Source organism: Streptomyces sp. NPDC014995, assembly GCF_043080745.1.
Lineage (GTDB): Bacteria > Actinomycetota > Actinomycetes > Streptomycetales > Streptomycetaceae > Streptomyces.
Genome location: NZ_JBIBVX010000010.1, coordinates 264,112 through 289,292, shown reverse-complemented (window position 1 = coordinate 289,292; position 25,181 = coordinate 264,112). Strand labels below are relative to the sequence as shown.

The following is a 25,181-nucleotide window of genomic DNA, read 5'->3' as shown; positions in this document are numbered from 1 at the left end:
TTCTCTCGAACACCCAGCGGTGCCAGCCGATCCGATTTCTGGATCATCCCGGCAGAAATTAGACGATTCGGCGCCGTTTGTGCTGTGTCTTGCCTGCTCGCGTGCTGACGGCGTCGATGGCGTGTCGCGACCAGTCCAGGTCACCATGGCTTCCAGCCCCGTCACGGAGTAGTTGACACAGTTCCGTCCACACATGGGCTTCGGTCCACTCAATGAACCTCTGCCGGGCGGTCTGGCCCGACATGCCGAATCCCGATGGGAGTAGTGGCCACGCGCACCCTGAGGTCGAAGCGAACACAATCGCGGCCAGAGCCTCTCGGTTGCCGATGCGTTGAGATGTCGCCTTGCTTGCCCGGTCGGATGGCGTCGGGACTACACGCTGGAACAGCTCCCACAGACCCTCCGGCGCCATCTGCCCTACAGGGTCCTTCAACTCGCGAACCGCGCGGTTCAGGGTTGCAACACGTGACGTCGCATCGAGATTCACCTGTGGCCTCTCCTCCTGGATCAAACCAGCGGCTACAGCTTCTTCGTCACGGATTACCTCACCCACTGAGACCGCCGGTTCACGGTTCTGGTCACAAGAAGACGCGAGGCGTTCGGCATATAAGTGAAGCCGTCGACGCAACCGCAGGCTCGGTCCTCTCGCCCCATTACCCATCCGGTAAAGGAGTGCACAGAGCGCCCGCCGATCCTCGCCAGATTCTAGAAGGTCGAGCACAACCGGACTGCGCATGCGCTCTCCTTCAGTTACTTCAGCCCAGACTAGGGCCGAGCCCATTGCCGGGTCCGCCTGCTCCCTTATTCTCTCCAGTCCAGGAAGCCCGTCAATCATGGTGAGCCAGTCGTCCAGCGGCAGACGCCATAAAGTCAAGCATCTGCGCCTGTTGGCATAGTTGATACGTTGAGATGTCGTGTCCAGGTATCTGGCGATCTGTTCGACAGCCTCTTCGAAAGCTGGCCAAAGGAAGTGCGCCTCCAGTTGGCGCCCGAGGTGCTTAAGGGTACTTCGAGCAAGACCGGGATGAATTCCCAGCGCTGGTGCGCAGTCGTCCCAAGCTGCGCCTGACTTCAGTTCGGCAAGCCGCAGCGGTGCGGCCCGCCGGAGGTGCCGTTCGATCGTGGTGGTAAAGCGCGGAAGGCGCTCAACAAGCTCGGCAAAGTACTGATCGACCAATGCTAGAGGCAGGAATGACGGAATTTCTTCGACTCGGAAGTGGTGTTGAGTCGAGTGCCCGGCCCGCAACTCGACCCGAACAGGCATCCTATGGATGCGCCATGTGGTGGCGCGGGCCAGAGCCGGTGAGATGTCGGTGCTTCTACAGACACCGCCGGCGTAGCTCCTTGCCCTGCGGTATGCCTCCCGAGCCAGGGGCTGTACGCGAGGTCGTAGCGTGAGGAGTTCACGATTTCCCAGCGCCACATCGGCTGCTGCGAGGAGAGCTCCACACAGGGCGGAGTCACTGGGGGCGATTTTCGTTCGTCGATTATCCGCAGCCTTCTGCCGCTGGTTCTGTTGCCGGGCGGTGATCTGCGCAAGCAAAGGTTCCACATAAGCTTGGACGAGGCCTTGCAGACGGGCGAATGGAAGGAATTCAGCACCCAGAGGCCACGTCAGTTTGATCAGATGGGCAGTTGCGATCAAGTCCGAGAAATAGTACCCGTCAGGCCGGACGCCCCCATCCCGGGATTGGGCCTGTGGCGAGAGGTACTCCAAGATGCGCAATTGCAGGGCAAGGAGATGATCCAGATCGTTGTCTGGCAGTGCGCTTTCTGGATCTCGGCTCACGCGGTCAAGTCGCATTCCGCACGGCACACTGTGGGCGGGCTTGGCGCAGTGGAGCGGATTATCCCCCCTACGAGTAAGAGCGTTACGGCACTGCAGGGGGTGTAGTCCGGTCAGTATAGAATTGTTGATCAAGCTGTTCCGCTTACGACCCGCACCCTCGGGCGGTTGACAACAGGCCGGGCAGCGGTGTTCCAGCAGACGCCGATGCTGAACGCAGGCGAAGACAACTGGAAGATGCCACACTAACTGCCAAGCTCCCCCCAAGGCTTCTTCGACGGCTGAGCCGTCACCTCGCAGGCAGTCGGGGCAGTACCGGCCGGAGCCAGCAACAGCCCAATTGACTGCGGCACTGTTACCGATCGTTCTGCTGTCCGTCCGGATCTTTCTGAGCGGCGGATACGTCTGATTGAATCTCCTCAAGGTCAGAGCATCGGCTTCGCGCTCTGCCAGACGCGCATTCAAGGCGAATTCCCGGATCACCTCTTCAGGCATGGCTCGAAGATGCGCGTGGGCGATCCGACGATGTCGCGACGCCAGGCCGACCAGCTCAGCGACCCGGGCGGGAGAGCGCTCAAGCCGGTATGCGGTGCGAAGCAGGAATCCGGGCAGCGACTCCCCTGTAAGTGGCGTGAGACTACGCGAGAGCTGTTGGGGCGCCATGCTGCCATTCCTTCCGTCCTGGGTTGGACAACAGGTCTGCTGATGACTCGACCTCGCTGACATTCCGGCAACGCCCAAGCCCCAGCTTCCTCCGCGGAGCGCCCGCCCGGGCAGTGCCGCAGTGCTGCGGCACATCCTCGATGGCCCAGATCGCGACTTCGTGCCGCGCTAAACGAGTCCAACACTTCAGCTCGCCTGCTGTCACAGAAGGGAAACGGTGAAATATTCACTCAATCGCGTGACTCCCGAAGGAGTGGCTGCCTCAGGTTGCGAGGTACGTCGTACCGTCATGACGCTCTGAGCGCACGGACCAGTGGGGCGATGTCGGTGAAGTCGGTCAGAGGAGTCGCAGCAGGTGAACTCGACAAATCCGGAGCACGGTTGGTCCTGCCGATCGTCGACGCGCACCTCCGACGCCGCATGGTCCGACGCGTGCCGTCTTGAGGATCTTGCAATCCTGGATGCCGGGTTCACGGACCACGTGCAGTCGCTGGATCTCGACGAGAGCTGGCCCGTGCGCTGGACCACGACGTGGAAGCTCGGCCGGGGCACTGTTACTGGCCCAGTGCGCGACCTGGACAAGGTCGACATCGGGCGGAGCATTCCTGTACGCCGTTTCACGTGGCGCACGAACCAGTTCCACCGTCCGGGGCTCGAGTACGTGATGGCGACGGACCGCCACCATGGCTTTGAGAGCCATGAGGAAGAGTGTCTGCTGCTGGTCGCCGACTTCGCCGCCGGGCTGCTGGAGGCCTTGTCTCAGCCGTTCCGGCTGAAGTTCATCGCCGAGGGGAGGAAGATCGAGCACACGCCGGACTTCCTGTTGGTGACTGACTCCGGGCTCTTCCTGATCGACGTACGTCCGGCCGGCCGGATCACGGCGGAAGACGCTTTGAAGTTTGCCGCCTCAGCGGAAGCCGCACTCTCAGCAGGCTGGCGGTACGGCGTCGTGGTGGGGTGGCGCCAGCATGTGCTGGCCAACGTGGACGCGCTGTCGGCGGAGCGGCGCCCCTTGCCAGACGTACTCGGAATCCAGGCGCAATTGCAGGAGACGGCCGCACAAGGGCTCATGTCGTACGGAGAGTTGGTCGAGCGCTGCTGCCTGCCGGCTATCGGCCGGGCGCATGCGATTCATCTGCTGTGGAGTCGGAATCTCGGCGTGGATCTCTCCGTACCGTTCGGGGACGCAAGCCCGATCCGGCTGGCTCCGCGGCAACAACACCGGGGGCTTGAGCGGTGAGCACCGCAGTGGAGGCCATGTGGACCCTGGAACCGGGCGCAGAGCTGATCGTCAGCGACGCCGCCTGGCGGATCCAGTCCTGTCTGCCTCACCTGGGCCGGGTGACGCTCGTCAATGACGATGGCGAGTCGTGGCAGACCTCGGTGAGCGAACTGATCCATCGTCCGGACTGCCGCCCTTCCACTCGGACCCGCACAGACCTGCCGGCCGCTGACCGGGGTCGCCAGCCGAAGTCGATGGACGACCTGGAACCGGCGCAGCGCACCATCGTCCTGCTCCGACTGGAGCACCTGCGCGAGGTCGAAACCGGCTACCGCAGCGGCGACCCGCTTGCCGCGCTGCCTCACGAACCGCGCCAGCAGTACGACCCGGACACCACGACGCTCACCCAGCGTCGGCTCGCGAAAGTACAGGAACTACGCCGAGCCGCCGCTGAAGCACCCACACAGGCGAAGACCAACGGCCTGCACCGAGTGAGTCTGCGCACGCTGGTGCGCTGGGGTACCGGACAAAGTAGGTACGGTCCCGTGGGCGTGGCGGATGACAGGTGGTTGAGGGAGGCGACCGGCCACAAGATCTCGTCCGAACTGCGCGAGGCCCTGTACGCGGTGTACGCCGAGGCGCAGCACCGCTCGAGACTGACCATGCGGGAGAAAGAACGCCTCATTCACCAGTACATGCGCGAGGTCTTCGGCGCTGCGGACGTCAAGTTCGCTGACGCTAAGCACGAGGAGATCCCCGGATACGACACCCTACGGGCCATCTGGAGGGAGTGGTTCGGCTCCAACGGGGCTCGGCAGAGATATGCACGATCGGCGGCGAAAGCGAAGGGGTACGCGACGGGCCGGCACGTCGTCGTGCACCGGCCCGGACAGGTGGTGGCCCTGGACACCACGGTGCTGCCGGTCAAGGTCCTGGAGAACGTGTTCGGCGATCCGGTGTCGGTGTACCTGACGCTGGCTTTGGATGTCTACACGCGCTCGATCGTCGCGTTCCGGCTCAGTCTCGTCTCCGACACCTCAATGGACGTGGCGATGGTGTTACGGGACATGATGATGCCGCTGCCGATGCGTCCGGACTGGGGCCAGGACATGGAATGGGCCTACCCCGGTGTCCCCGGCACTGTGGTCGCGGACTTCGCCGGGCACGAGGTGGCCGGGCTTCCGTTCTTCGCCCCCGAGACCGTCACCACCGACCACGGCGCCGTCTACCGCAACCATCATCTGGTCGAAGTGCAGCGGGTCATCAAAGCGAACATCAAGCCCAGTCGCGTACTGCGGCCCACCGACAAGTGGTCCGTGGAGCGGACGTTCGGCGCCATCCAGTCACTGGTGTTCGGCATCCTGCCCGGCTATCAGGGCGTGGACACCGCCGACCGCGGCGTAGACCCGGAGGGCGACGCCTGCCTGACGATGGCGGAGCTGGAACATCTCATCGCCACGTGGATCGTGAAGGTCTGGCAGAATCGGCGCTTCGACTCGTACGCGCCGAGCTGGGACCCAGGCGGCGCTCACAGTCCCAACAGCCTGTTCGCCGCGGCCATGGCCCAAGGCGGTTTCGCACTGCGGATTCCGTCTGCCGAGCTGTACTACCAGTTGCTGCCGCGGCACAAAGTCATGATCCACGGCAAGCGCGGCGTGAAGATCAAGAACCTCTGGTACGACGGCGACGCCCTGGATCCCTACCGCGGTGAGCTCTCACGTCGCGGTGGGCGGCACAAGAACAGATACATCATCCACCGCGACCCGCGCGATCCGTGCTTCGTGTTCTTCCAGGACCCCCGCACGCACGACTGGCACACTCTGCGCTGGACGGGGCTGCCCGACGAGGGCAAGGTGCCGGCTTTCAGCGACGCCCGGGTACGCGAAGCCATGCGGGAGCTGCGCCGACGGGGCCTCGCGCCCAAGGCGGACACCGAACTACTCCCCGTACTGCTGGAGTTGATTGGGAAGAAAGTCCCGGTCGACCAATGGCCGACGCAGTTGTCGAAGAAAGAGCGCACCGAGCATGCACGTGAGGTGGCTCAGGCGGCCGCGGCAGCAGCCGACCGCCCCACAGGCGCCACAGCCAAGAAGAAAGCCAAGCAAGAAGCAATGCCTTCACCCGTCGTCGCCGTTCCGACAGCTCGAGCCGGCTCCGGCGACGGCAAGGTCGTCCCCCTGCGCTGGAAGGAGCACGCTCAGCAGGGCGAGGATGCGGTGACCCGCGAACGCCGACGCCGCCGGGAGGCCGCTGTGCCCGAGCAGCCCGCTCCGCCCCAGGATCTGTCCGAACGGCTGCGTGCCTCAAGTTTTATGGCCCTGCCTGATGACGACTTCGACGATGAGGAACCTGGCCAGCCGACCGCCAGGACCGAGGAAGAAGCCAGCCAGTGAGCCCCGAATGCAGCAATCCTTCCTTCCTGCCCGGACCCCCGCTGGATCGCACCACCTGGGAAGGCTGGCAGCGCTGGTGCGAGACCCGCAAGGACTTCATTCCCGCTCCCGTGCTCACAGCAGAGGAGTTTGCTCGCATGTCACGACGCCAGCAGCGACTCTACAACCTGTACCGGATCGCCACGCACAGCAGCCTGCCAATCGAGGCCACCCCGATGAGCGAGAGAGTCGCCAACGCGGTACGAGCCAGGGTCGAGGAAGGCGCTTTCAGCCACAAGGCCGGCACGCGCGGCGGGATCATGGTCAATGGGGACGGCGCCCAGGGCAAGACGGAAACAGTGTGCGAGGCGATGGCGCTCTTCATGGAGGAGTGGCTGCACTTGCACAACTACATGAACCCGGATGCGATGCCCGGCACTCGCGATCTGGTCGCACCAGTCGCCTACGTACGCTGCCCGGTGAAGGCCACTCCCATCTCCACCTGTCAGCGCATCCTCGACTTCTACGGCGAGGACTACAAGGGCATGCGGCTTGAGGATCTGATCCGCACCGTCAAAACGGCGATCATCGAGCACGCCACGAAGGCGCTTGTGATCGACGACATCACCCGCCTCAAGCTCCATCGAGAAGCCGATCAGGACGTCCTGGACCTGATCCGCGAGATGATGAGCATGCCCGTCACGCTCGTGCTCGTCGGCGTCGGCATCCCCACTTCAGGGCTGTTGCGTGATGGCAGTCGTGATCCGAAGACGGGTGAGTGGATCTATCCGCCGGTGAGGGACCGCGGCCGCAGCCCCAACGACCACGCCGCCAGTCAGCACGAGCGCCGCTTCCAGGTGGTCGATATGGGTCCTTTTCGGTACGGCACTGCAAAGGAGATGAAGGCCTGGATTACCCATCTGCGCGGATTGGAGGGCCACATGCGGCTCCTGGCGGACACCAAAGGCATGCTCACCGACGGCGACATGCCGGAGTACCTGTTCCGCCGCACCGGGGGCATCGTAGGAGTACTGGAGAAGCTCATCCAGCGCGGACTGCGACTCGCCATTGAGGACGGCAGCGAGCGGCTGACGAAATGCCTTCTCAACCAGTTCACCGTCACCCCCGGCGACATGCCCGACCTCGACGCCGCATCCGGCGAACAGCCCACTATCCCGCCGCACGAAGCAACGGCGAAGAAGAAGCCCAAGGGCCGCAACACCGTGTTTGACGACGTTGGTCCGGAAGCCGCCGGGTCGGCGGGGTGAACCGGCTGGAGAGCCGGGCACTAGCCCGCAGCCTGGCCCCGTTGCCTGAAGAGTCGCTGCCCGGATTCCTGCTCCGACTCGCCTGCCGACTGGAACGGTCGCCTGCCCGCATCGGCAAGTTGTGCGGGCTCAGCACCATGCACCGTCGCCTGCCCGCCGACTATCTGCTCACGTTGCCTCCGCAGCCCGCTGCCACCCTCGGTGAAGCCACACGGCTCTCCTCTGCCGAAGCACAGGGGCTCACCCTCGCTGGGTCGGGGCTCGCCTCGACATACGCGCCGCTCCGCACGACCCGTCTGGACCAAGGTCGTAACCATGCCGCAGCGCGACGGCGCTGGGCGATCAACCTGTCCAGCCGCTTCTGCCCCCAATGCCTGGCCGGCAACGGAAGCCCAGTACAGGATGCACTTGGTGGTGCGTGGAAGCTCCGATGGCACCTCCCCGTCGTGTTCGCCTGTACCAAGCACGCGGCGCTGTTGTCCAGTGCCTGCCCACAGTGCGGCAATCTGGCCAACCGGCCCCCCGGAACGGAACGCTCCGGCCTGCTCATGCAGCGGGCCGCGATCGGGCTCCATCCGGCACAATGCCGTCAGCCGCTGGACAGCGCCCGCTCGGCCACGACCGAGAGCCACCGCTGTTGCGGAGCCTGGCTCGATCGGTCACCCAGCAAGGCACCGATGATGACGCCCGAGGAACTTGATCGCGTTCTCGCTCTCCAGCTCCGCATCGAACGGAACCTGTTCACCGGGCCTTCCCACCGCACAAAGAATGATCCCTACTTCTTCCTCGATCTGGTCGCCGTCGCTCATCTCATCAAATGTAGCTGGCCGTTAGGTGCTCCCCTGGTCGGCTCGGCACGCTTGTGCTCACTGATCGACAGCCATGCAACGGTAATCGCCCGGCAGCTGGATCAGGCGCACGACCGGGGCGAACGGTCATCCAGTCCGTGGCCTGCTCCTGACGATCCAGCTCAATGCGCCGCCCTCCTCGTTGCGGCCGCCCAGGTTCTCAGCCACCGGGATGAAGGCGATGCAGAGTTCCGGGACCGAGTGCACCCGCTGGCGCGCACAGCACTCGAGCGGCTGACGCCGAACCAGGCCGCAGGCTTCCGTCGTATGGATTTCTCACCGGTTCTCGCCCGTGCACTGGCTCGTAAGTTCAACGGCTTTTACCGGGCGGGCGGCCACCGTGGCTCCAGCCTCAGAACACCATCGCGGGAGTGCGTCTTCCGTATCGAGCACGTTTCAGCGTTACTGCCCACAGCAAGTGCGGCCCTTCACTTCACCCCGCTCCAGGAACGCATGGGTCCCCTCACAAACTGGAATATCCGCCATCTGCGCCGGGCCACCTCACTGAAGCTTGCAGAGATGGCGGCAGGTGGCACGTGGTCCGAGTGCGCTGAAGCCCTCGGTATTCCCTGGGCCACAGCACAGCAGAGCCTCAGAGTCCTCAAGCAAGTACTGGATCCGACGAAGTCGCGGGCGGAATTCGACCGATCAGTTGAACGAATCGCCTGTGACCTGGACTCAGATCCACAACGCATCGACTACGCGAAGCGACGTCGCGCTTTGCACTCTTGGCGCCTGTCCGAAGCAGCATGGAGCGAGCTGTCCGATGGACTCAATACGTTCAGTGGCGCACCGACCTCGCCTAGCCCGGCAGCCGCGACCGTCTTGGTTTGGGCTCAAGTCACTCAAGGCGACTACCTGCACAGTCCTGTTCTCCGTGACCTGCGTGCGTCCGGAGGCGACACCAAGTACGTGGTCGCCAGCCTGAACCAGGTCCTGCGAGCTGCCTGCCGGCGTAAGGGGGAGAAAGCACTGCTGGCTGATCGGCTGGGGCATTTCGCAAGTCGTCTGGCACTCGTGTGCGATCAGACGCGCGGCAGCCAGCTCATTACGGACGCTGTCCTTGCTGAGCAACATGTGCAGGGCCGAGAGGAAGAAGGGGCTACCTGGTGGCTCGGGGTTCGCTGACCGCCAGAATCATCAGCCTGCAATCATGCTGGAAACTGTTGGCGGTTCGGCCCAAGACAACCCCCCTAGGTCGAGGCGGCGGCGTGCCCGGGTCACGGCTACGTATGCGAGGCGTGCGTCAGCGTCCTTGATGGGCTCCGGAATTGGGCGGCCCTCGGCGTCGCATTGGTCAGTGTCCTTGGGCGGTGGAAAGTCCTCACCGATGCGGACGGTCTGCCATTCTCGGCCCTTGGCCTTGTGGGCGGTGGACACAATGACGTCAGCACGGTCCTCGCCGGTGAGCTCGTTGACCGCGGTGAGAATGGCGTCCGGACCATGCGTGTTGACGAGGTCGACAAAGGGCTGGAGGTCTCCGCCGGCGGGGTCGTACGCCGCGTAGTCCTGCACATCTCCCCAAGACGCGAAGAGGACGAGCTCCGGATGGCTGGTGCGGCGGCCTTCCTTGAGGTCACGAGCCGCCAGGGCAAGTGCGGCAAGCGTGTGGCCACCGCGGGCCAGAGCGACTCGGCGGCCTGCGGAAAGGAGACGCATGACTTCGGCCATGGCGCCGATGTTGGTGCGGCACAGCACCGCGTGCGGGTGGGTGACGTCGCCGACCTCCGTAGGGATGGATTCGCTGCCGGTGAGACGGATGGGTGCCTCGGCGAGTTCGAGCCAGTGGTTGGCATGCTCGGCGAGACGTGGGCCGAAGCGGAATGAGCAGGTCAGCGTGAGGGCAGTGGCGTCGAAGTCAGTCATCACGTCGCGTGCGCCGCGCCAGCCGTAGATGGCCTGGGCAGAATCGCCGACCATGACGAGTTGGGCATGATCGCGTTGGGCGTTGAAGACATGCTCCAGCACCGGGTTGGTGTCCTGGGCCTCGTCAAGGAAGAGGAAGTCCGCTGCCATCTTGGGCTCAGTCAGGGCCCACATCTTCAGGTAGTGGTCGTGTTCGAAGCGGACCACGCCCTGCTCGGGATCCTGTAGATCGGCCCAGGCCTTGGTCGCGAACGGCATGACGACGTCCGTTAGCTCGGCGTGTTCGTCGTTCGCCGTCAGTCGGCGAAGGCGCGGCACGTGGTGGCGAGCCAGAGCTCGATCGGCGGAGTAGCAGAAGCGTGTCACGGTTCGTAGCGCCGTGTGGGAGAGCGTCTTGTGACTGATCTCGTGATCACCGATGCGGACGGGCCGGGTGATACCGAGGGCCTGGCCGGTCTTCCAGGCTGGTTGGCGTGGGCCGTTGAGTCGACTCACATAGCGGTGCCCGAGCGCCGCATACGCGGTCGCATGGGCCGTTTTGCACATCACCGTGCGGGGGAAGCGTGCGGCGGCGTCACGAGCGATGTCTTTGTTGAAGGCCAGGTAGCGACCGTGGCGTTTTGTACTGGAGGCGAGCATCGCGAGGGTGGTCGTCTTCCCGGTACCGGCTCCCGCTTGCAGGACGAGGTGGTGTCCCGCCCGGAAGGTGTCGGCGGCTCGGACTTGTTCGTCGGTCGGGGTAGGCACAAGGGCTCCTCAGGAAGAGGCGGAGCAGGACGGAGCGCTGAAACGGGCTGTTGTGACGGCTGGGGAAGGTCCTCGAGTTCATCAGCTCCCACGGTGCGGTGCGCGGTCAGCTCGGGGTGCCTTGCTGCCATAGCCAGCAGGCGCCCGGCGTCGGGCGAGCGTCGGGAGCCGGGTGCGGATGTGCTCGTGGTGGAGGAGCGGGTCGAAGGGCTCCCATTCGACCAGCGCCACATCGGCGGCCGTCGGAATGGCGGCGTGCTCAGGGCAGCGTTGAGCCCGCCAGCGAAGTTGCTCTGCGTAGGACAGACCGGTGAGTGAGTAGACGGCCATGAACTCGCCAGGCAAGGGAAGTTGGCCGTGCGATGTGGTGGAGGGCAGGAGAGTCCAGACACCTGCCCGCGTGTCATGGGTGAGGAGTGGGCTGGTGCAGCGGTGACGTCGGCGGGTCTGGGCAACGCACTGGATTTCGTCCACGGGGTGATTGGCGAGGTAGCGGAGATACAGGAGCTGCACGACGGGACGGGCCGGACGGCAGGTAGTGCTCGCTGACGCTTTGGTGTCCGGCAGGGCGGGAGGGGGAACGAATGCGCCACTGTCGATCAGGCGACGGGTGTTGACCGCCAGAGCGCGACGCAGCCCTGTCAGTTCCGGCGCGGCCGGATTGGTGTCGCGAGCCGGACACACCATGGCGTGCGGCAGGCGGAACCAGCCGCTGCCGTCCCCTGCCGGATGTGCGACGCCACCGCTGACGTGCCAGTGGCACGATGGCGGCACTTTCTCAGCAGGCAGCTCGTGAGGATGCAGGCGGACGGGCCGTTCGTTGGTGCTGTGGTACCACTCGATTCGGTTGCCGCAATCCCGGCAGCGGTCACCCTGACCGCATCGCAGCAGACGGCTTGCGCTGCCGCTGCTCAGGCGCAGGGAACGCCTCCTACGGACATGGAAGAGGCTGCCGTCCCAATGGCGTGAAGGAAGGGGTGTTGATCGCATGCGGGCGAACCTGCCAGGCAACACGCCGACCAGCCGGCGTCACACCGCTCATGTCCCCCGGACTGCCGCATCTGATGCCACTGATTTTCGAGCGCCCGAACACCGGTTCGTAGCCAGTCACCGATCTGGGCGGATGGCAACCGCCGCTCTCAATCCCCGTCACCCGTCGGCGTGCTTGGGGGCTGATGCCCATTACACAGGGCGGCGAAGAGTTCATCGAGAGGGGTGTTCAAGGCATGCGCAAGGGCATGCCAGGACTTCAGAGTCCCAATCGTGCGGCCCTGCTCGATCTCGATGAGCGTGCGCCGGGCGAGTCCGCTGCGGGCAGCAAGCTCGTCATAGCTCCATCCGCGGACCGCCCGGAGGCGCGCGAGCTCCAGGCGCAGGGCCTCGAAGTCCGGATCGGGCGGGAAGATCGTCACCTGACCATCCGACGGGGCAGACCACTGCCTTGTCAGTGCAGACCTCTGCCCTATTTCTGCCGGTGAGGATGCGAGCGAGAGGGCAGAGGTCTGCACTACCGTGTGCGGCCGTCGCTCTCACACGAGAGGACGACAGCGCGGGATCGATTGGGAGGAGCGCGCGTTCCATGAGACTCCGTACAACACGCTCAGCGACGCAGCGTGCCTGGACAGTGGAACTGCGGACCGGTTCAGGCGGGCCGCAGCTTGTTTGTCAGCAGTGCGGCCACGGGGGCATGGTGCTCGTGGCCGCCTCCGCGCGCTCAGCGGCGCTCGAGCATCTAGTGGGACATGCCCGGCGTGACGCTCTGCCGTCATACATGCGGATCTGCCAGTGCCGTGAGCGAGGCTGCCGCTGGCACCCACGCCACCGTGGCTGTGCAGGACCTGTCCGTCTACTTCTCACCCGCGAGCGGGGCGGCCGCCTCTGGCGGCTTGCGGATGCATGTACGGCATGCGCGTCGGTGACGGAACAGGCCGCCGTGGTGCCTGAAAGCGTCCCGCGTGTGACCATGACGTCTTCCGGAAGCAGCGTCGCGCGGCGTCGCAACCGGCGGCCCAAGGGTCCGGGTGACCAGATTCGGGTGCGCGAGATGCTCAGCTACCTGGCCGCTGCCCTGCCCAGCCACACCGGTGCTGCGGCCCGGCTGCTCGCCGTGCAGTGCGCCCTACGCATGGATTCAGAGGCGAAAGTCCGGCTGGCGGCCGGCGTGATGCGCAGTCTTCGTCTGGGCCGTGACCCGCTTCCGTGGAGTGAGTTGGAGCAGTCACATTGGCTCCGCAGAACGCTTACTGCGACTGGGGCAGCCGACGGCGTGGTTACCGCCCAGCTCCTAGACGGCGTGTTGTTTACTCAGAGTCCCGCGCGTCCGGACCGCAGGAGCGCCGCTGACTGGGCTCTCCGTATGGCGAGCGGTGGATGTATGGCCGCCGGCAACCTGTCTCTGCGGCTTACCGCTCTCTGCCTTGCGGCGCACACAGATGCCTCCGCTGGTCGAGGATGTGCCGAGTTGGAGCGGATCGCGCGTGAGTGCGGACTCGTTCCCGCGGAGCTCATCCCTGTGCTCGATCGGTTGGCCACATGTCTCATCGGCTGGCACGTTGTCTCCGGCTCGGGAGATCTGCACTGGGAACTGCTGCCGGAGGCATCGGTATCAGCGGACAAGCGGTCGATGTGGCACCAGGGTGAAACCGGAGAGCGAAGGGAAAACAGCCATCTCACGCTCGCCGGCATCGACCTACCGCTGGAAGGGCAGTCACCCCGGTCCGAGCAGGCAATGTAGGGGCGGCGCCAGCCATCCCTCGTGGAGCTCTTCTTTCACGACGGCGGCGCGGGTACTTCTCGTGCCGCGGTGCAAGCTCCGCCAGCTCGCGCTCTCCTCCGCCGTGCACCGGGCACGCGCCTCGGCGTCGGCAAAGCCGTGGGAGAACGGTACCCGCCAGGTGTGTACCGCGCGCAGCTGTGCCCGGCGCAACTGTGGGTGTCGATCTGCCCTCATGCGTGGGGGTCCGTGACGACGCTCGCGGGGCCCACAGCGAGCACGCTTCAGCCCTGGCTCCGAGCCTCGTCCAGGTGGTGGTCCTCGAGGGCGACGTCCGTTATCTGGTAACAACACGACTGGCCACGCACCAGACATGACAACAAACTTGTCCAACTGGTGACAGCTACCGTGTCCGGTCAGCAACGCCGAGCACCCGTCGGGTCTCGACGGCGATCTGCTGTGTCTCGCCGGTTGCGACCACGAGGACCGGGACACTTCTCACCGCCTGATCGATGCGGCGGAGGCCTTCCCGCATCAAATCCTCCAGTTCGGGGACGAGTAGCCCGCCTCGTACACCGAGAACAGTCAGGGCCGAGCAGATCTCCTCGCGAACCTCGGGTTGGTCCTCGCCGATCTCGCCGGTGAAGACCAGCGCGTCCAGCCGGTCCAGCGAGGCGGCCATCGAGGCGATGCCCCTGCGGCAGCTGAGTGTGAACGTCGCCAGCGCCAACGCGGCCGCGGCATCACCCTCCGCGCGGGCGCGCACCAGGTCCCGGGTGTCTCCTGAGGTACCGGAGAGGCCGAGCAGACCGGAATGCCGGTGAAGTGTGTCATCCAATTCGTCCGTGCTCAGACCGTGCCGCCGCTGCAGCCACAGCAGCGCGCCGGGGTCGAGGCTGCCGCTGCGCCGGCTCATCACCAGGCCTTCCAGCGGAGTGAGGCCCATGGTGGTGTCCACGCTGTGTCCGTTCCGGACGGCGCAGGCCGAGCAGCCGCCGCCCATGTGCACGAGCACGACCTGGAGGTTGTCGACGGGTCGGCCCAACGCCTGCGCCGTCCTCTGCAGTGCCCACGCGTAGGAAAGCCCGTGGAAGCCGTACCGGCGCAGCCCGTATTCGGCTCGCCATCGCTCCGGCACCGCGTACGTGCATGCCTGTACCGGCAGATCCTTGTGAAAGACAGTGTCGAAGCAGGCGACATGAGGAACGTCGGGCAGGAGTTCCCGTGCGGCATCGACCACATGCAGGGCAGGGGTCACGTGCAGCGGCGCGAGATCGGCGACGTCCGCCAGCAGAGCCCGTACGGGTGTGTCGATCAGCGTATGTCCAGTCAGGTGCGGACCGCTGTGGACGATGCGGTGACCAACCGCCGCAGGAGCGGGCACCTCGCTGAGGAAGTTCCGCAGTTCCGCCGCCGCAGCAGGCCCCGGAGGCTCCGAGGCGTCTCGCTCCGCCACCCGTTCACCGTCCGCCGCGAACAGAGCGATGTGGAGGCTCGAAGAGCCGGCATCGAGGACCAGTACGTGACCATCACGGCTCTCGTGGGAGCGGTCAGCTCGCATCACACACCTCCAGTGCACCTGCGTCCTCCGGCACGGTGCGCCCGCCACGGAGTGCGCTCTGCCCTCATGGTCGGCCTGGGTCAGGAAGACGCCGATGTCCCAGCCGCCGTCCTCCAGGCGGTGCCGACGTTCCGGCCACGTCGGACACGTCGACCTGCTCGCTCGCCGCAAGGGGGCACCATCGGTGTCCGCCTGGCGGTGCGGCGGCGCGGTTCCTCCCGCAGGCCGGGGCGAGGTCCCGGGCCGAATCGGAGGGCAGACCCCGGGTCGGCGCCAGGACGGGCCGCAGGTTCCTGCCGTTTGTATCCGCGTCGGGTTACCTGGTGGTGCCTGCTGCATGGCAGGCCTGTCGTGCTCCGCCGCTTCCCCAGGCTGCCACGACAGGGAGGGATCCGCCCGTCCACCCGTTCGCCCAGCACGCAGCGCCTGCGGGCCGGGGCACTCCTAACATGCTGACTGTGCGACCCATTCTCCCGAAGATCGAGGGCGGCCGGGTACAGGGCCTCCTACAGCTCATCGAGGACGGCATCCACCTCGTCGTCGCGGCGCTCCTCGTACTGCTCGCGGGGATCCTGACCGTCGGGGTCGTCCATGACGTCATCCGGTCGGTCCAAGGGCCGTACCGCGAGGAGACGGTCGTTCTCTCCGCCCTGGACAGCAGCCTGGTGCTGTTCATCGTGGCCGAGCTGCTCCACACAGTCCGCCTCACCATCAGGAACCGGACCCTCGACGCGGAGCCGTTCCTCGTCGTCGGCCTGATTGCCGGCATCCGCAAGGTGCTCATCGTGACGGCCGAGGCGGAGAAGTCCTTCCGGTGGAACGTCGAGGGGATCGAACTGCTCGTCCTGGCGGGGCTGATTCTCGTGATGGCGACAGCGGTGTACGTGTGGCGGCGCTCGACACGGCCGGGAGACTACGTCCCGCTCCAGGAGGCGCGGCGCTCACGGTCGCCGGAACCGTCACCCACCCCGGTGCGCGGGTCCTGATCCGTCACCTTCCCCAGCCACGGCCGCCCGCACCCGTTGCTCCTCGCGAGCTGAGCTGACGTCCCGTTCCAGGGGTGTGCGGCCCACTGCTGCCGCGAGGTCCTCCAGGGCCCGCTTCTGCAGCTCTGCCCCGCGCCGAAGCACCGGGCTCCGGTCCCCGGCGGCGCCCTCCCACGCGTGGAGCGCCTCCTCCACGCGCCCCCAGTCCGGATTCCTGTGCTCACGCACATCGACCGCCGCCCGCGCGGTATCTGCCTCCAATGCCTCGGCGAACCGCTCCGCCTCGGGGGCGAAACGACTGCCGGCCCGCGGGACGTGGCTCTCCATGAGCATCGCCGCCCGGTCAAGTCCCTGGAGCGCCTCCTGCGCCTCCTCCGCCTCGCGCGATGTCAGACCTCTGGGGCCGACCGGTTCCTGCCTTGCCTGGTCGTAGGCCGCCTGCCAGGCGGCGCGTGCCTCCCTGCTCGCCAGCAAGGCCCTGCGCATGTCGGCGCGATGCTCCCGGGTCGGTTCGGCGTAGCTGCGGAGCACTGCGGCCGCGTAGCGGCCGTCGGCGGCGAGCCAGTCCGCCAGTCGGCCCAGCAGCCGGGGAGTCTCCCATGCGGGGAACACCACGTACGCCAGCATCGCCAGGGCCCCGCCGAGCAGGGTGAGCACCACCCGCTCCGGGACCGTCTGCTCCCATGCCTGGCCGCCCATGCCGAGCAGGAAGACGACGTACGCGGCAGTGAAGCACTGGGAGTAGGCGTAGCCGGTACGGAGCAGCGTGTACGACAGGGCCGCCGAGACCACCGCCAGGGCGCCGAACACAGGGGCGTCCGGGCCCAGGGCCTGCACCATGCCGGTGGCGAGAGCGACCCCCGCCAGGGTCCCGGCGAGACGGCCCACCGCACGCGCGTACGTCTGGTGGAAGTCCGGCCGCATCACCATCACCGAGGCGATGGGCGCCCAGTAGCCGTGCTCCAGTGGCAGCCGGGAAGCGATCAGATAGCCGAGCGTGGCCACTGCCGCCAGGCGGACGGCGTGCCGGAACACGGGCGAGTCCCGGCGGAGCTCCCGGCGGACCGCCCGGACGACGACCGGGAGCAGCCGGAGCATGGTCGGGCGCACCAAGAACTGGGCGCTCGCGGGCCCGGGCGGCGCAGGCGCCTTGTCGCGCGCCCCGCCGCTCCCGGCGATCTCCAACGCCTCGGCGAGCAGTTCCACGAGCCGTTCGGCGGCCTGGCGGGCGGGCCCCTCCAACACCTCGCCCTCCTCGTCGACGCGCAGGACCTCCGCGCCCGCGGGCGGCACCTCGGCGGGAGTGCCGCGGCGGATCGAACGGGCGGCCGCGTCCAGGACGTCGGCGGCCGCATCGAGCAACTCCCGTGCGCGATCCCGCCCGGATCCCTCCGCCGGGGCGCCGACGTCCGGGTCGGCGAGCGCGGCGACGACCGGTAGGATGCGCTCGGCGAGGCCCCGCGGGCCGTGGAGGACGGGGGGCCGGGTGCGGGCCTGTGATGGCGTCACGGCGGCCGCGTCCCGGGCCGTCATCAGCGGCTCCGGGTCGAACGGCGCGGTCGGGTCGTGCCGCAGCCGGCGGGCGTAGTCAGCCACGGCGGCCAGAGCTTCGGCCAGCGCGTCACGATGCGCCCCCCAGCGGCGAATCGGGAACAGCAAGATCAGCGCGGCCTGCGCCACGCCTCCGAGCGCGATGACCCCGGCGTGTTCCAGGGCCCGCCCGACGCTGGTGGGCAGGGTGATGGTCACCAGCATGCTGCCGACCGTCGTCGCTGCGACGATCCCAGCAGTCGATCCGAGGGACCACGCCATCCCCGCGGCAAAGGCCCATACGGCCAGCAGCGGGAGGAGCGTCACGAGTCGTCCCGCCGCCAGGTAGCCCACGAAGGTGCTGAGCGCCAGACCCGCGCCCGCGCCGAGCGCGATCACCTTGCGCGGACGCCAAGTGCGCTGGAAGGTGGCCGCACCCGCGGAGTAGGCACCGAGGGCGGCGGACGCGGCGTACGCAGGGGAGACCAGCCACAGCGCCGACCCGATGACGATCGCCACCCCAGCAGCCGTACGCAGCGCGAGCAGGGGCTCCAGCCGCGCCTCCTCGATCGTGAGCCCGGATCGCACGACCTCCCCGAAGGTCCGCAGCCACCTCACTCATGTGAGCCTAGCCGGAACGCCCTGCCGGGGCGCGTCGGCCGCGCCGCAGCCTCCTGACGGCACCGCGCTCGGCGGACGCGCACCCCCGAGCCGACCTCCCGGCTGTTGTGGAGCGGCCCCAATTCAGCGGGCGTTGATTGGTCCGGATGACCGCCGCAGGCGACCATGAGTCCCGGTACGCGGGACTCGGTGAGCTGCGATGCCGAACACGTGGCCGGGAGCCAGTTGTGCCGGTGTCGGTTCACTTCGAGGGCTGGTCACCGTGCTCGTCTTGGAGCGTGTGGCGACGTTCCTGTTCGCGCTTGGAGTAGGCGGCTGCCCGGATCGCCTCGTCGCTCTCCAAGCCTGATCCCAGCGCGCCACCCACGGTGGCGACCGAAGCGACGAACCAGGCCACCGTCCAGTACTCCGCGGCGTGCAGTGGAGTTCGTGTCACGGCGGTGAAGGCTTGGCCGTTGAGGATGAACAGCGCCCACACCAAGTTGATGACCAGCAACCCCACATAGCAGACGAGCACGCCAATACCCAGGGTCAGGACCGTCGAGGCGTTGTACAGCCGCGCCCTCTGCCTCGCCTCCGGCGAGCTCTCTGTTGATCGATGCCACAGATCCGCGTCTATGATCAGCCAGCCGATCATGATCGCGACAGATCCGACCATGGCTATCACGAGGCGTGGCGTGCTGAGGGACGAGGCCAGGGTCCAGACGGTGGAGTTCACGGTGGCGACCGCTCCCGTGGCGAGTGCGGCCGCCAGGGCTTTCGACAAGCCCGGCACCAGCCGCCACGGCCGGTTGGCGCGGACCATACCGGCGAGCACCCGCAGGTAACCGCGCGGCCCACTGACGACGTACCGAAGATCGTCGGTCTCCTTCTCATCGGTCCTGCCTGGATGAGAAGGGGCGAGGCGATCGACGGAGGGCCCCGGAAGTGGCTGACTTCGCGGAGTTCCTTCAGCCCCATCGGTCTGCGGCCTCGCCATGTCGAGCACGGCTTCTTCGACAGCCCGCCGGGCCCTCGTCTGCAGCCGCAGGCCCCCCAGTGAAGGAAGAGAGAGCAGCGCCAAGCCGTGTTCGTGATTCAGATTCACAGCCAGCTTGCGCCCGTGGGAGTGCAGCGGAAGGTCGGTGAGGGCCACGACGATGTCCCAGTTCTCCGCACTCCCGCGGTCCATGATCCTGCGCATCAAGGTCGGCGGGTCCTCCGTCCCCGAGGTGAAGGGCTCACTGACCACCTCGACGTCGAACCGTCGCCCCCGGTCCGACTTGTCGGTGAGCCGATCAGGAAGCGTCCGGGCCATGCGCTGAGCGATCTCCGTCGGCGCGTCCGGATCCGCAAGGAGAGCCACGACCGTAACGCCCTGAGACGACACCTGCATGGCCGGACCCTCCTCGTCGGCTGCCCCGCCGGTCCCGAGTGCCCGCAGACGCCGCCGCGGTAACGTCCACACCACGTGATACGCCAGCCTCCGCCTGCAGGTGCGGTACGGCCGGATCTCCCGGGCATCGCCCTGGCACCGCACCGCACGCCGCGCCACCCGCCTACCCCGCTTCGGTATCCGCCCGGGAGCCGGAACCCCACAAGGCCCTGCTACGCGGGAGAACTCAGAACGCCTGGGAGGCAGAGCGCTACGTCCTGCCCGGCGCGACTGCTGGTGGGCGGGGTGGGCCGCGGCACCCGGTCCTGGCTGCTGCTCACCGGCTCTCCCGAGCGCTCCCGGGTCTGCCCGGTGGGCCCTGCTGTCGGTCCGCACGCCCCTCCGACAACCCGGGAGTGGGACGCCTGGGCCTGGCAGGGCAATACAGGGAGGCTAATTGGGCCCGACGTGCGCATGCGTTCGCGCGCCCCCGTCGGCCAGGCTGGCTGAGAACCCCAGGCGCCGGGAGCGACCCGGCGCCCGCAGCCGGAGGTTGCCGTCATGACCGTGATGTCCATCGCCAGATTCGAGAGGTTCTTTCGCGCGGCCGCAGGACTCAACGTCGACAAGAACGATCTCAAGCGCCACAGCGATTTCGTCGACGCCAAGCTCTACGATCTGCTCACCGTCGCCCAGGCCACTGCCAAGGCCAACGGGCGCGACATCATCCGGACCAGTGACCTGCCGATCACGAAAGGCCTGCAGGAGAGCATTCACCACTTCCGGAAGATCGACCAGGAAATAGAACTCAAGCCGATCCTGGAACAGCTCGCCGCCCATCCCGCTCTGGACCGCACGCCCGATGGCGAGACCGAGGCGGCCTACCCGGACATCATCGGCGGACTCAGCCTGGCCCTTGCCCAGAGCTTCAAGATCCTCCACCCCGACCTGAAAAACCCCCAGACCCAGCACTGGGACGAGGCTCGAGCCGTCTTCGACCTCCTGCTGTGAGTGGCGACCGGAACAGGCGGTGCAGGCCACGGCCGAGCACCGTCAGCGCGTTCTGCTTCCTCGGCTGCGCAGCGACCTGATCGGCCCCAGCTCGGGCGTCGGAGAGTTCAGATGGTGACGTCGCGTCCTCGAAGGGATCATCGAAGGCATGGACAGGGACATGTCCGTCGGGTCCGGTGAGCGGCTGCTGGAGGAACTGGTCAGAGCAGCCCAGCTGGCATCACCTGCGGAACTGCCCGTGGCCCTGAACCGGTATGCCGAGGCCATGGGTATGGGCAGGGTGGTTATCTACCTGATCGACATCCAGCAGAGACTGCTGTTGCCGCTAGTCGAAGGCGAGCCGGAACTGGAGCTCGACACTTCGCTGGCCGGATGGGCCTACCGCACCGACTCTCTCCGAGTGGAAGAAGTGCCCTCCGGCGGGCTGAAGGTATGGCTGCCCCTGGCCGACGGAGCGGAGCGGCTGGGCGTCGTGGAGCTGAACATGAGCACCCTGGACGGGCTCAAGCTACGGCGCTGCCGAACGGTGGCGCTGCTCCTCGCACTGATCATCACGTCCAAGCGCACCTACAGCGACACCATCGCGCAGCGCATGCGTACCAGGCCGATGCACCTGCCCACGGAGATGGTGAGGGCATTTCTCCCTCCCCGGTCGATCGGCACCGGGCGGGTCGTGTCGACGGCGGTTCTGGAGCCTGCGTACGAACTGGGCGGCGATGCTTTCGACCATGCGTTCACCGAGGACGTTCTGCACGCCACCATCCTTGACGGCATGGGGCACGATCTGGCGTCCGGACTTGCCACCTCTGTCGCCATGGCAGGCTGCCGTAACGCCCGGCGCAGCGGGGCAGAACTGAACGAACTCGTGGGCACCGTGGACGAGGCGCTGGCGAAGTGGCTTCCGGAGCAGTTCTGCACGGGTGTCTTCACACAATTGAACATGCCCACGGGTGTGCTGCGGTGGTGCAACTGCGGTCACCCGCCTCCGTTGCTCATCCGTCACCACCGGCTGCTCCACAAGGCATTGGAGCGGCCACCTGAGCCTCCTTTGGGGCTGCCTGCCAATCTCGCCGGGACCGCCCGTCAGGTGCACGACGTCAGCCTGGAACCCGGTGACCGAATACTGCTCTACTCAGACGGCGTCGTGGAGTCACGTGACGAGGCCGGCGAGGAGTTCGGCCTGGAGCGCTTCACCGACTACATCATCCGGTCGACCGCAGCAGGGCAGAGCGCCCCGGAAGTGCTGCGCCTGCTCATCCGGGCCATCCTCGCGCATCAGCACAACGAACTCAGTGACGACGCCACGATCTTGATGTTCGAGTGGCAGCCCCCTGATCCCTGACCGCAAGAGCCCCAAGGCGCAGCCGTGGCGCCGGACTCCGCGGGCGCAGACGCTGAGTCGGTGGTCACGGCAGGAGCGCGGCAAACGAGTTCGGCACCCGAGATTTGAGGTGCTGCCATTCGCCGGCGCTCACATGGCGCTCCAGAGTTTTCAATACGGTGCGCACCAGCTTCTCGTCGCCGCCTTCGACGGCGTAGGGGAATTCGCTCCGGACCCGTGCGAAGAACTCCTCGTTGCTCATCTTTACGGGCGTGTCGGCAGGCCTCCAGCCGTCGTAGTAGACGCCTCTGACGATGGTCGGCAGTTGGGCGCCGAACTGTACGGCCGTCTCGACCGGGAGACGATCCCGCAGCGGGTGCAGCACGGCCCGCAGTGCCGCGTACGACTGCTTACGCCGTTCTTTGGGCCACTCGAAAGCCTCCTCGACGTCTTTGAGGAGCCGATTGGCCTTGTCCACCATGGTGTCGAACGAGGAGAAACCTGTATCAACCATTTTCGTGGGCCTTTCGTTCTGAACGCCTCACGGCTCAGTCCGCGAGGTCGGCCTTGCCGAACAGGACCGCGTAACTGGAGGGGAGTTGGCTGATGATCTGATTCAGTTCTCCGCCAGTCACAGCGTCGGCAACGGTGGTCAGGACCGCGCTGGCGTCCCACTGCGCCGTACGCGGCCGGGCATCGGTGCGCTCGGCGACCCGGCGGTAGAACTCTTCGATCCCGAAGCTCTGCGCCTGCTGCGGCGTGGCACGGTCCAGAACCTGGCCCAGCGGGCCGGGCAGCTGGGATGCGAGGTCCTTGACCTCTCCCGGGCTGATCCGTTGGGCCAGCACTTCCAGCACGGCCTTGGTGACGTCCGCGGCTTCGCTCTGTTCCTTGTATTCGCCTCGTTCGCGGACGTGGGCGAGGAATCCGTCGTACTTCATCGTTGCCTCCTTCTGCGCCGGCCACCGCTGGTCATAGGGGTCACCGCTGGTCATGGGGGTCGCGTGCGCTGTCGGCCTGGCCGCGTCCGTCCGTCGGCGCGTGGCTGCCGTTGGCAAGGCTCTTGGCCCTGGACTCACGCTCGGACTCACGCAGGGCACGGTGGAAGCGTCCGGGGCCCCAGGAACGGCCGCCCACGGCCTGTTCGAGTTGGTCGCGGCTCGTCGGGCCGGTTTCTCGGAGCGCGTGGGTGATCTGTTCGATCTCGTCGTCGAGGCGTTGTTCGGCCATGGCGGACGTACGGCTTGCCGTGCCCGCGGTGCCGGCCATCCCCGGCGAGTACATCCGGCTGCCCGGTCCGGTGCCCGGGCGGTAGCGGCGGGCTCCGGCGCGCTCCCGCTCCCGGCGGCGGGCAGTGCGGTCGGCGATCCGCCGTTCCCGCTCGTCGGCGGCCTGACGGACGTGCTCGGGCCGGCGGCGGTCTCGTGCGTCCTGTGGCGCGGGCTCGTCGCGCCAAGCTGCCTCGGCTTCCTCAGCGGTGAGCGGCCGGGCGATGTTCTCCAAGGACTGTTGTTCGGCCCGGACACCGAAGAAGACCTCGGCCAGCCCGCCCAGCGCCATGGCAGCCGCTCCGACGAGGAAGCCGATGGCCACCAGGTCCGCATCGCCACTGTGAATCAAGTGGCCGAACAGCAGCGGGCCGGTGATTCCGCCCACGGCCGTGCCGATCGCGAAGAACAGCGAGATGGACAGGGCTCGGGTCTCCATGGGGAAGACCTCGCTCACTGTCAGGTAGGCCGAGCTCGCTCCCGCGGACGCCACGAAGAAGGTCAGCGAGACCAGCAGGAAGAACGGCCACGTCGTCAGGGAGCCGTTGACCAGCAGGACGGCGAGGACGGCTGCCACGACTGCCGAGCCGAAGTAGGTGCCCGCGATCATCGGTTTTCTGCCGACGGTGTCGAACAGTCGGCCGAGAAGGAGCGGCCCGAGGAAGTTGGCGATGGCGAAGAGGGCCAGGAAGTAGGGGATCGAGCCGGAGCCGATGTCGAAGAAGCCGTTCAGGATCGTGCCCAGGTCGAAGACGATCGCGTTGTACAGGAACGCCTGTCCGACGAAGAGCGCCAGACCGAGAACGGCGCGACGGGGGTACCGCCGCAGAGCCGCGCCGGCGATTTCCCTGAACGGGATGACGTCGCGCTGCCGTACGGTGACCGCCTCGCCCGGTTCCGGCAGCTCGCTGCCGGTCTCTTGGCGCACCTCGGCCTCGATCCGGTCGACGATGCGTTCAGCCTCGGCTTGATGCCCGTGGATGAACAGCCAGCGCGGACTCTCCGGCACATGGCGGCGTACCAGCATGATGCCCAGGCCCAGGATGCCGCCCAGGCCGAAGGCCAGCCGCCAGCCGAGGTCAGCTGCCAGCAGACTCTCGTTGAGAAGCAGAACGGCGACCAGGCTGCCGAGCGCCGCACCGACCCAGTAGCTGCCGTTGATGGCCAGATCCACCTGCCCGCGGTTGCGGGCCGGAATCAGCTCGTCGATGGCCGAGTTGATCGCGGCGTACTCTCCGCCGATGCCCATACCCGTGATGAAGCGGGCGAGGTAGAGGTACCAGGCGTCGTGGGCGAACGCGGTCGCGACGGTGGCGAGGATGTAGATGCCGAGCGTGAGCAGGAACAGCTTCTTGCGCCCGTAGCGGTCGGTGAGCCTTCCGAACAGGAGAGCGCCCGCACATGCGCCTGCCACGTAGATGGCGGCAGCAGTGCCTATGTCGGCGCTGGTCAGGTTGATGCCGCTGCCCGGCTCGGTCATACGGGCGGCAACCGCTCCGACGATCGTCACTTCGAGTCCGTCCAGAATCCAGACGGTTCCCAGACCGATGACGATCCGCCAGTGGAATCGGGACCACGGCAGCCGGTCAAGCCGGGCGGGGACCTTGGTGGTGACGACACCGAGTTCGGCGGTGGTGGTCATGCCATGCCTCCTCGTTCAGGGCCGTGGGCCGTTGCCTGGAGGGGGACAGAACAGGCCAGAATGGGCCGATCCGCCTAGGGTGGTCTTCTGTGCTGCGCTGCCACCTTCTGGGACACCGTTTTCGCTTTCGCCATCAGGGCGACACGATGCTCTGGCACTGCGCGCGTGGGTGCGGAGCGGAGGGAAGCAAGCGATATCCGACGGCCCAGGACGCCGAGCGTTACGCAGTGGCATTCGACCGCGAGGACCAGGCGGACATGGGCCGGCGAGCCCCGCTGGGTCTGCTCCCCCTTCGGCTTCTGCGCGCCTGGCGTCTGCGGCGCCGAAAGGGAGCCGGTGGTGAGCCACATGCCTGGCCTCCGCCGCCGTGAGGGGTTGTGATAAGGGACGTCATTCATGAGT

General features: G+C 66.8%; 17 protein-coding genes. 7 read left to right on the top strand and 10 right to left on the bottom strand.

What is annotated here, in order from left to right:
• Window positions 1–58: 58 nt before the first annotated feature.
• Entirely contained in the window at window positions 59–2,449 is a 2,391-nt protein-coding gene (locus tag ACF1A1_RS21760; protein ID WP_392001941.1) for a TniQ family protein, read from the bottom strand.
• Between the two features lie 355 nt (window positions 2,450–2,804).
• Here ACF1A1_RS21760 and ACF1A1_RS21755 point away from each other — a divergent pair, with 355 nt between their 5' ends.
• The 4 genes from ACF1A1_RS21755 to ACF1A1_RS21740 are packed head-to-tail and all read left to right on the top strand — an operon-like array spanning window position 2,805 to window position 9,287.
• The gene (locus ACF1A1_RS21755) at window positions 2,805–3,689 is read left to right on the top strand and encodes a TnsA-like heteromeric transposase endonuclease subunit (protein ID WP_392001939.1); all 885 of its coding nucleotides are present in this window, start codon (window positions 2,805–2,807) and stop codon (window positions 3,687–3,689) included.
• Window positions 3,690–3,706: 17 nt separating this feature from the next.
• Window positions 3,707–6,064, top strand: a complete 2,358-nt coding sequence (locus ACF1A1_RS21750; RefSeq protein ID WP_392002018.1) for a transposase — start codon at window positions 3,707–3,709, stop codon at window positions 6,062–6,064.
• Window positions 6,061–7,311: an AAA family ATPase gene (locus ACF1A1_RS21745; RefSeq protein WP_392001938.1), complete on the top strand. Its 1,251-nt coding sequence runs from the start codon at window positions 6,061–6,063 to the stop codon at window positions 7,309–7,311. The genes ACF1A1_RS21750 and ACF1A1_RS21745 overlap by 4 nt, the downstream gene beginning before the upstream one ends.
• Entirely contained in the window at window positions 7,308–9,287 is a 1,980-nt protein-coding gene (locus ACF1A1_RS21740) for a TniQ family protein (RefSeq protein WP_392001937.1), read from the top strand. The genes ACF1A1_RS21745 and ACF1A1_RS21740 overlap by 4 nt, the downstream gene beginning before the upstream one ends.
• Window positions 9,288–9,299: 12 nt before the next feature.
• On the opposite strand, the gene ACF1A1_RS21735 is transcribed toward ACF1A1_RS21740, so the two are convergent.
• From ACF1A1_RS21735 to ACF1A1_RS21720, 4 genes are all read right to left on the bottom strand, one after another.
• The gene (locus ACF1A1_RS21735) at window positions 9,300–10,772 is read right to left on the bottom strand and encodes a UvrD-helicase domain-containing protein (protein ID WP_361298766.1); all 1,473 of its coding nucleotides are present in this window, start codon (window positions 10,770–10,772) and stop codon (window positions 9,300–9,302) included.
• An 81-nt stretch (window positions 10,773–10,853) separates the two neighbouring features.
• Window positions 10,854–11,762: a DUF6083 domain-containing protein gene (locus ACF1A1_RS21730; RefSeq protein WP_392001936.1), complete on the bottom strand. Its 909-nt coding sequence runs from the start codon at window positions 11,760–11,762 to the stop codon at window positions 10,854–10,856.
• Window positions 11,763–11,911: 149 nt separating this feature from the next.
• Window positions 11,912–12,184, bottom strand: a complete 273-nt coding sequence (locus ACF1A1_RS21725; RefSeq protein ID WP_392001935.1) for a helix-turn-helix transcriptional regulator — start codon at window positions 12,182–12,184, stop codon at window positions 11,912–11,914.
• A gap of 1,704 nt (window positions 12,185–13,888) precedes the next feature.
• Entirely contained in the window at window positions 13,889–15,046 is a 1,158-nt protein-coding gene (locus tag ACF1A1_RS21720; protein ID WP_392001933.1) for an acetate/propionate family kinase, read from the bottom strand.
• A gap of 449 nt (window positions 15,047–15,495) precedes the next feature.
• Here ACF1A1_RS21720 and ACF1A1_RS21715 point away from each other — a divergent pair, with 449 nt between their 5' ends.
• Window positions 15,496–16,032 carry a phosphate-starvation-inducible PsiE family protein gene (locus ACF1A1_RS21715; RefSeq protein WP_392001931.1) on the top strand — a complete coding sequence of 179 codons (537 nt, stop codon included), beginning with the start codon at window positions 15,496–15,498 and terminating at the stop codon, window positions 16,030–16,032.
• On the opposite strand, the gene ACF1A1_RS21710 is transcribed toward ACF1A1_RS21715, so the two are convergent.
• Window positions 16,006–18,180, bottom strand: coding sequence for an FUSC family protein (locus tag ACF1A1_RS21710; protein ID WP_392001930.1), 2,175 nt, complete (start codon window positions 18,178–18,180; stop codon window positions 16,006–16,008). The two genes, ACF1A1_RS21715 and ACF1A1_RS21710, sit on opposite strands and share 27 nt — an antisense overlap.
• Before the next feature lie 244 nt (window positions 18,181–18,424).
• On the bottom strand, window positions 18,425–19,558 hold the full coding sequence (locus ACF1A1_RS21705; RefSeq protein WP_392001928.1) for a hypothetical protein: 1,134 nt from the start codon (window positions 19,556–19,558) through the stop codon (window positions 18,425–18,427).
• A 540-nt stretch (window positions 19,559–20,098) separates the two neighbouring features.
• Here ACF1A1_RS21705 and ACF1A1_RS21700 point away from each other — a divergent pair.
• Window positions 20,099–20,548: a DUF1931 family protein gene (locus tag ACF1A1_RS21700; protein ID WP_392001927.1), complete on the top strand. Its 450-nt coding sequence runs from the start codon at window positions 20,099–20,101 to the stop codon at window positions 20,546–20,548.
• A 148-nt stretch (window positions 20,549–20,696) separates the two neighbouring features.
• The gene (locus ACF1A1_RS21695) at window positions 20,697–21,890 is read left to right on the top strand and encodes a PP2C family protein-serine/threonine phosphatase (RefSeq protein ID WP_392001926.1); all 1,194 of its coding nucleotides are present in this window, start codon (window positions 20,697–20,699) and stop codon (window positions 21,888–21,890) included.
• Between the two features lie 64 nt (window positions 21,891–21,954).
• On the opposite strand, the gene ACF1A1_RS21690 is transcribed toward ACF1A1_RS21695, so the two are convergent.
• From ACF1A1_RS21690 to ACF1A1_RS21680, 3 genes are read right to left on the bottom strand one after another with little or no spacing between them, the layout of a single operon-like run.
• Window positions 21,955–22,383 (bottom strand): DUF2267 domain-containing protein, encoded by a 429-nt coding sequence (locus ACF1A1_RS21690; RefSeq protein ID WP_356917601.1) that lies wholly within the window; start codon window positions 22,381–22,383, stop codon window positions 21,955–21,957.
• 34 nt (window positions 22,384–22,417) lie between these two features.
• Window positions 22,418–22,810 carry a DUF2267 domain-containing protein gene (locus ACF1A1_RS21685; RefSeq protein ID WP_392001925.1) on the bottom strand — a complete coding sequence of 131 codons (393 nt, stop codon included), beginning with the start codon at window positions 22,808–22,810 and terminating at the stop codon, window positions 22,418–22,420.
• A 40-nt stretch (window positions 22,811–22,850) separates the two neighbouring features.
• On the bottom strand, window positions 22,851–24,779 hold the full coding sequence (locus tag ACF1A1_RS21680; RefSeq protein ID WP_392001923.1) for an MFS transporter: 1,929 nt from the start codon (window positions 24,777–24,779) through the stop codon (window positions 22,851–22,853).
• Window positions 24,780–25,181: the final 402 nt, after the last annotated feature.

Bases quoted from the DNA above. Each gene is read 5' to 3' on its own strand.
- ACF1A1_RS21760 (WP_392001941.1), bottom strand. From the start codon at position 2,449: ATGGCGCCCCAACAGCTCTCGCGTAGTCTCACGCCACTTACAGGGGAG.
- ACF1A1_RS21750 (WP_392002018.1), top strand. From the start codon at position 3,707: ATGTGGACCCTGGAACCGGGCGCAGAGCTGATCGTCAGCGACGCCGCC.
- ACF1A1_RS21730 (WP_392001936.1), bottom strand. From the start codon at position 11,762: ATGCGATCAACACCCCTTCCTTCACGCCATTGGGACGGCAGCCTCTTC.
- ACF1A1_RS21720 (WP_392001933.1), bottom strand. From the start codon at position 15,046: ATGCGAGCTGACCGCTCCCACGAGAGCCGTGATGGTCACGTACTGGTC.
- ACF1A1_RS21715 (WP_392001931.1), top strand. From the start codon at position 15,496: ATGCTGACTGTGCGACCCATTCTCCCGAAGATCGAGGGCGGCCGGGTA.
- ACF1A1_RS21705 (WP_392001928.1), bottom strand. From the start codon at position 19,558: ATGCAGGTGTCGTCTCAGGGCGTTACGGTCGTGGCTCTCCTTGCGGAT.
- ACF1A1_RS21700 (WP_392001927.1), top strand. From the start codon at position 20,099: ATGACCGTGATGTCCATCGCCAGATTCGAGAGGTTCTTTCGCGCGGCC.
- ACF1A1_RS21695 (WP_392001926.1), top strand. From the start codon at position 20,697: ATGGACAGGGACATGTCCGTCGGGTCCGGTGAGCGGCTGCTGGAGGAA.
- ACF1A1_RS21690 (WP_356917601.1), bottom strand. From the start codon at position 22,383: ATGGTTGATACAGGTTTCTCCTCGTTCGACACCATGGTGGACAAGGCC.
- ACF1A1_RS21685 (WP_392001925.1), bottom strand. From the start codon at position 22,810: ATGAAGTACGACGGATTCCTCGCCCACGTCCGCGAACGAGGCGAATAC.
- ACF1A1_RS21680 (WP_392001923.1), bottom strand. From the start codon at position 24,779: ATGACCACCACCGCCGAACTCGGTGTCGTCACCACCAAGGTCCCCGCC.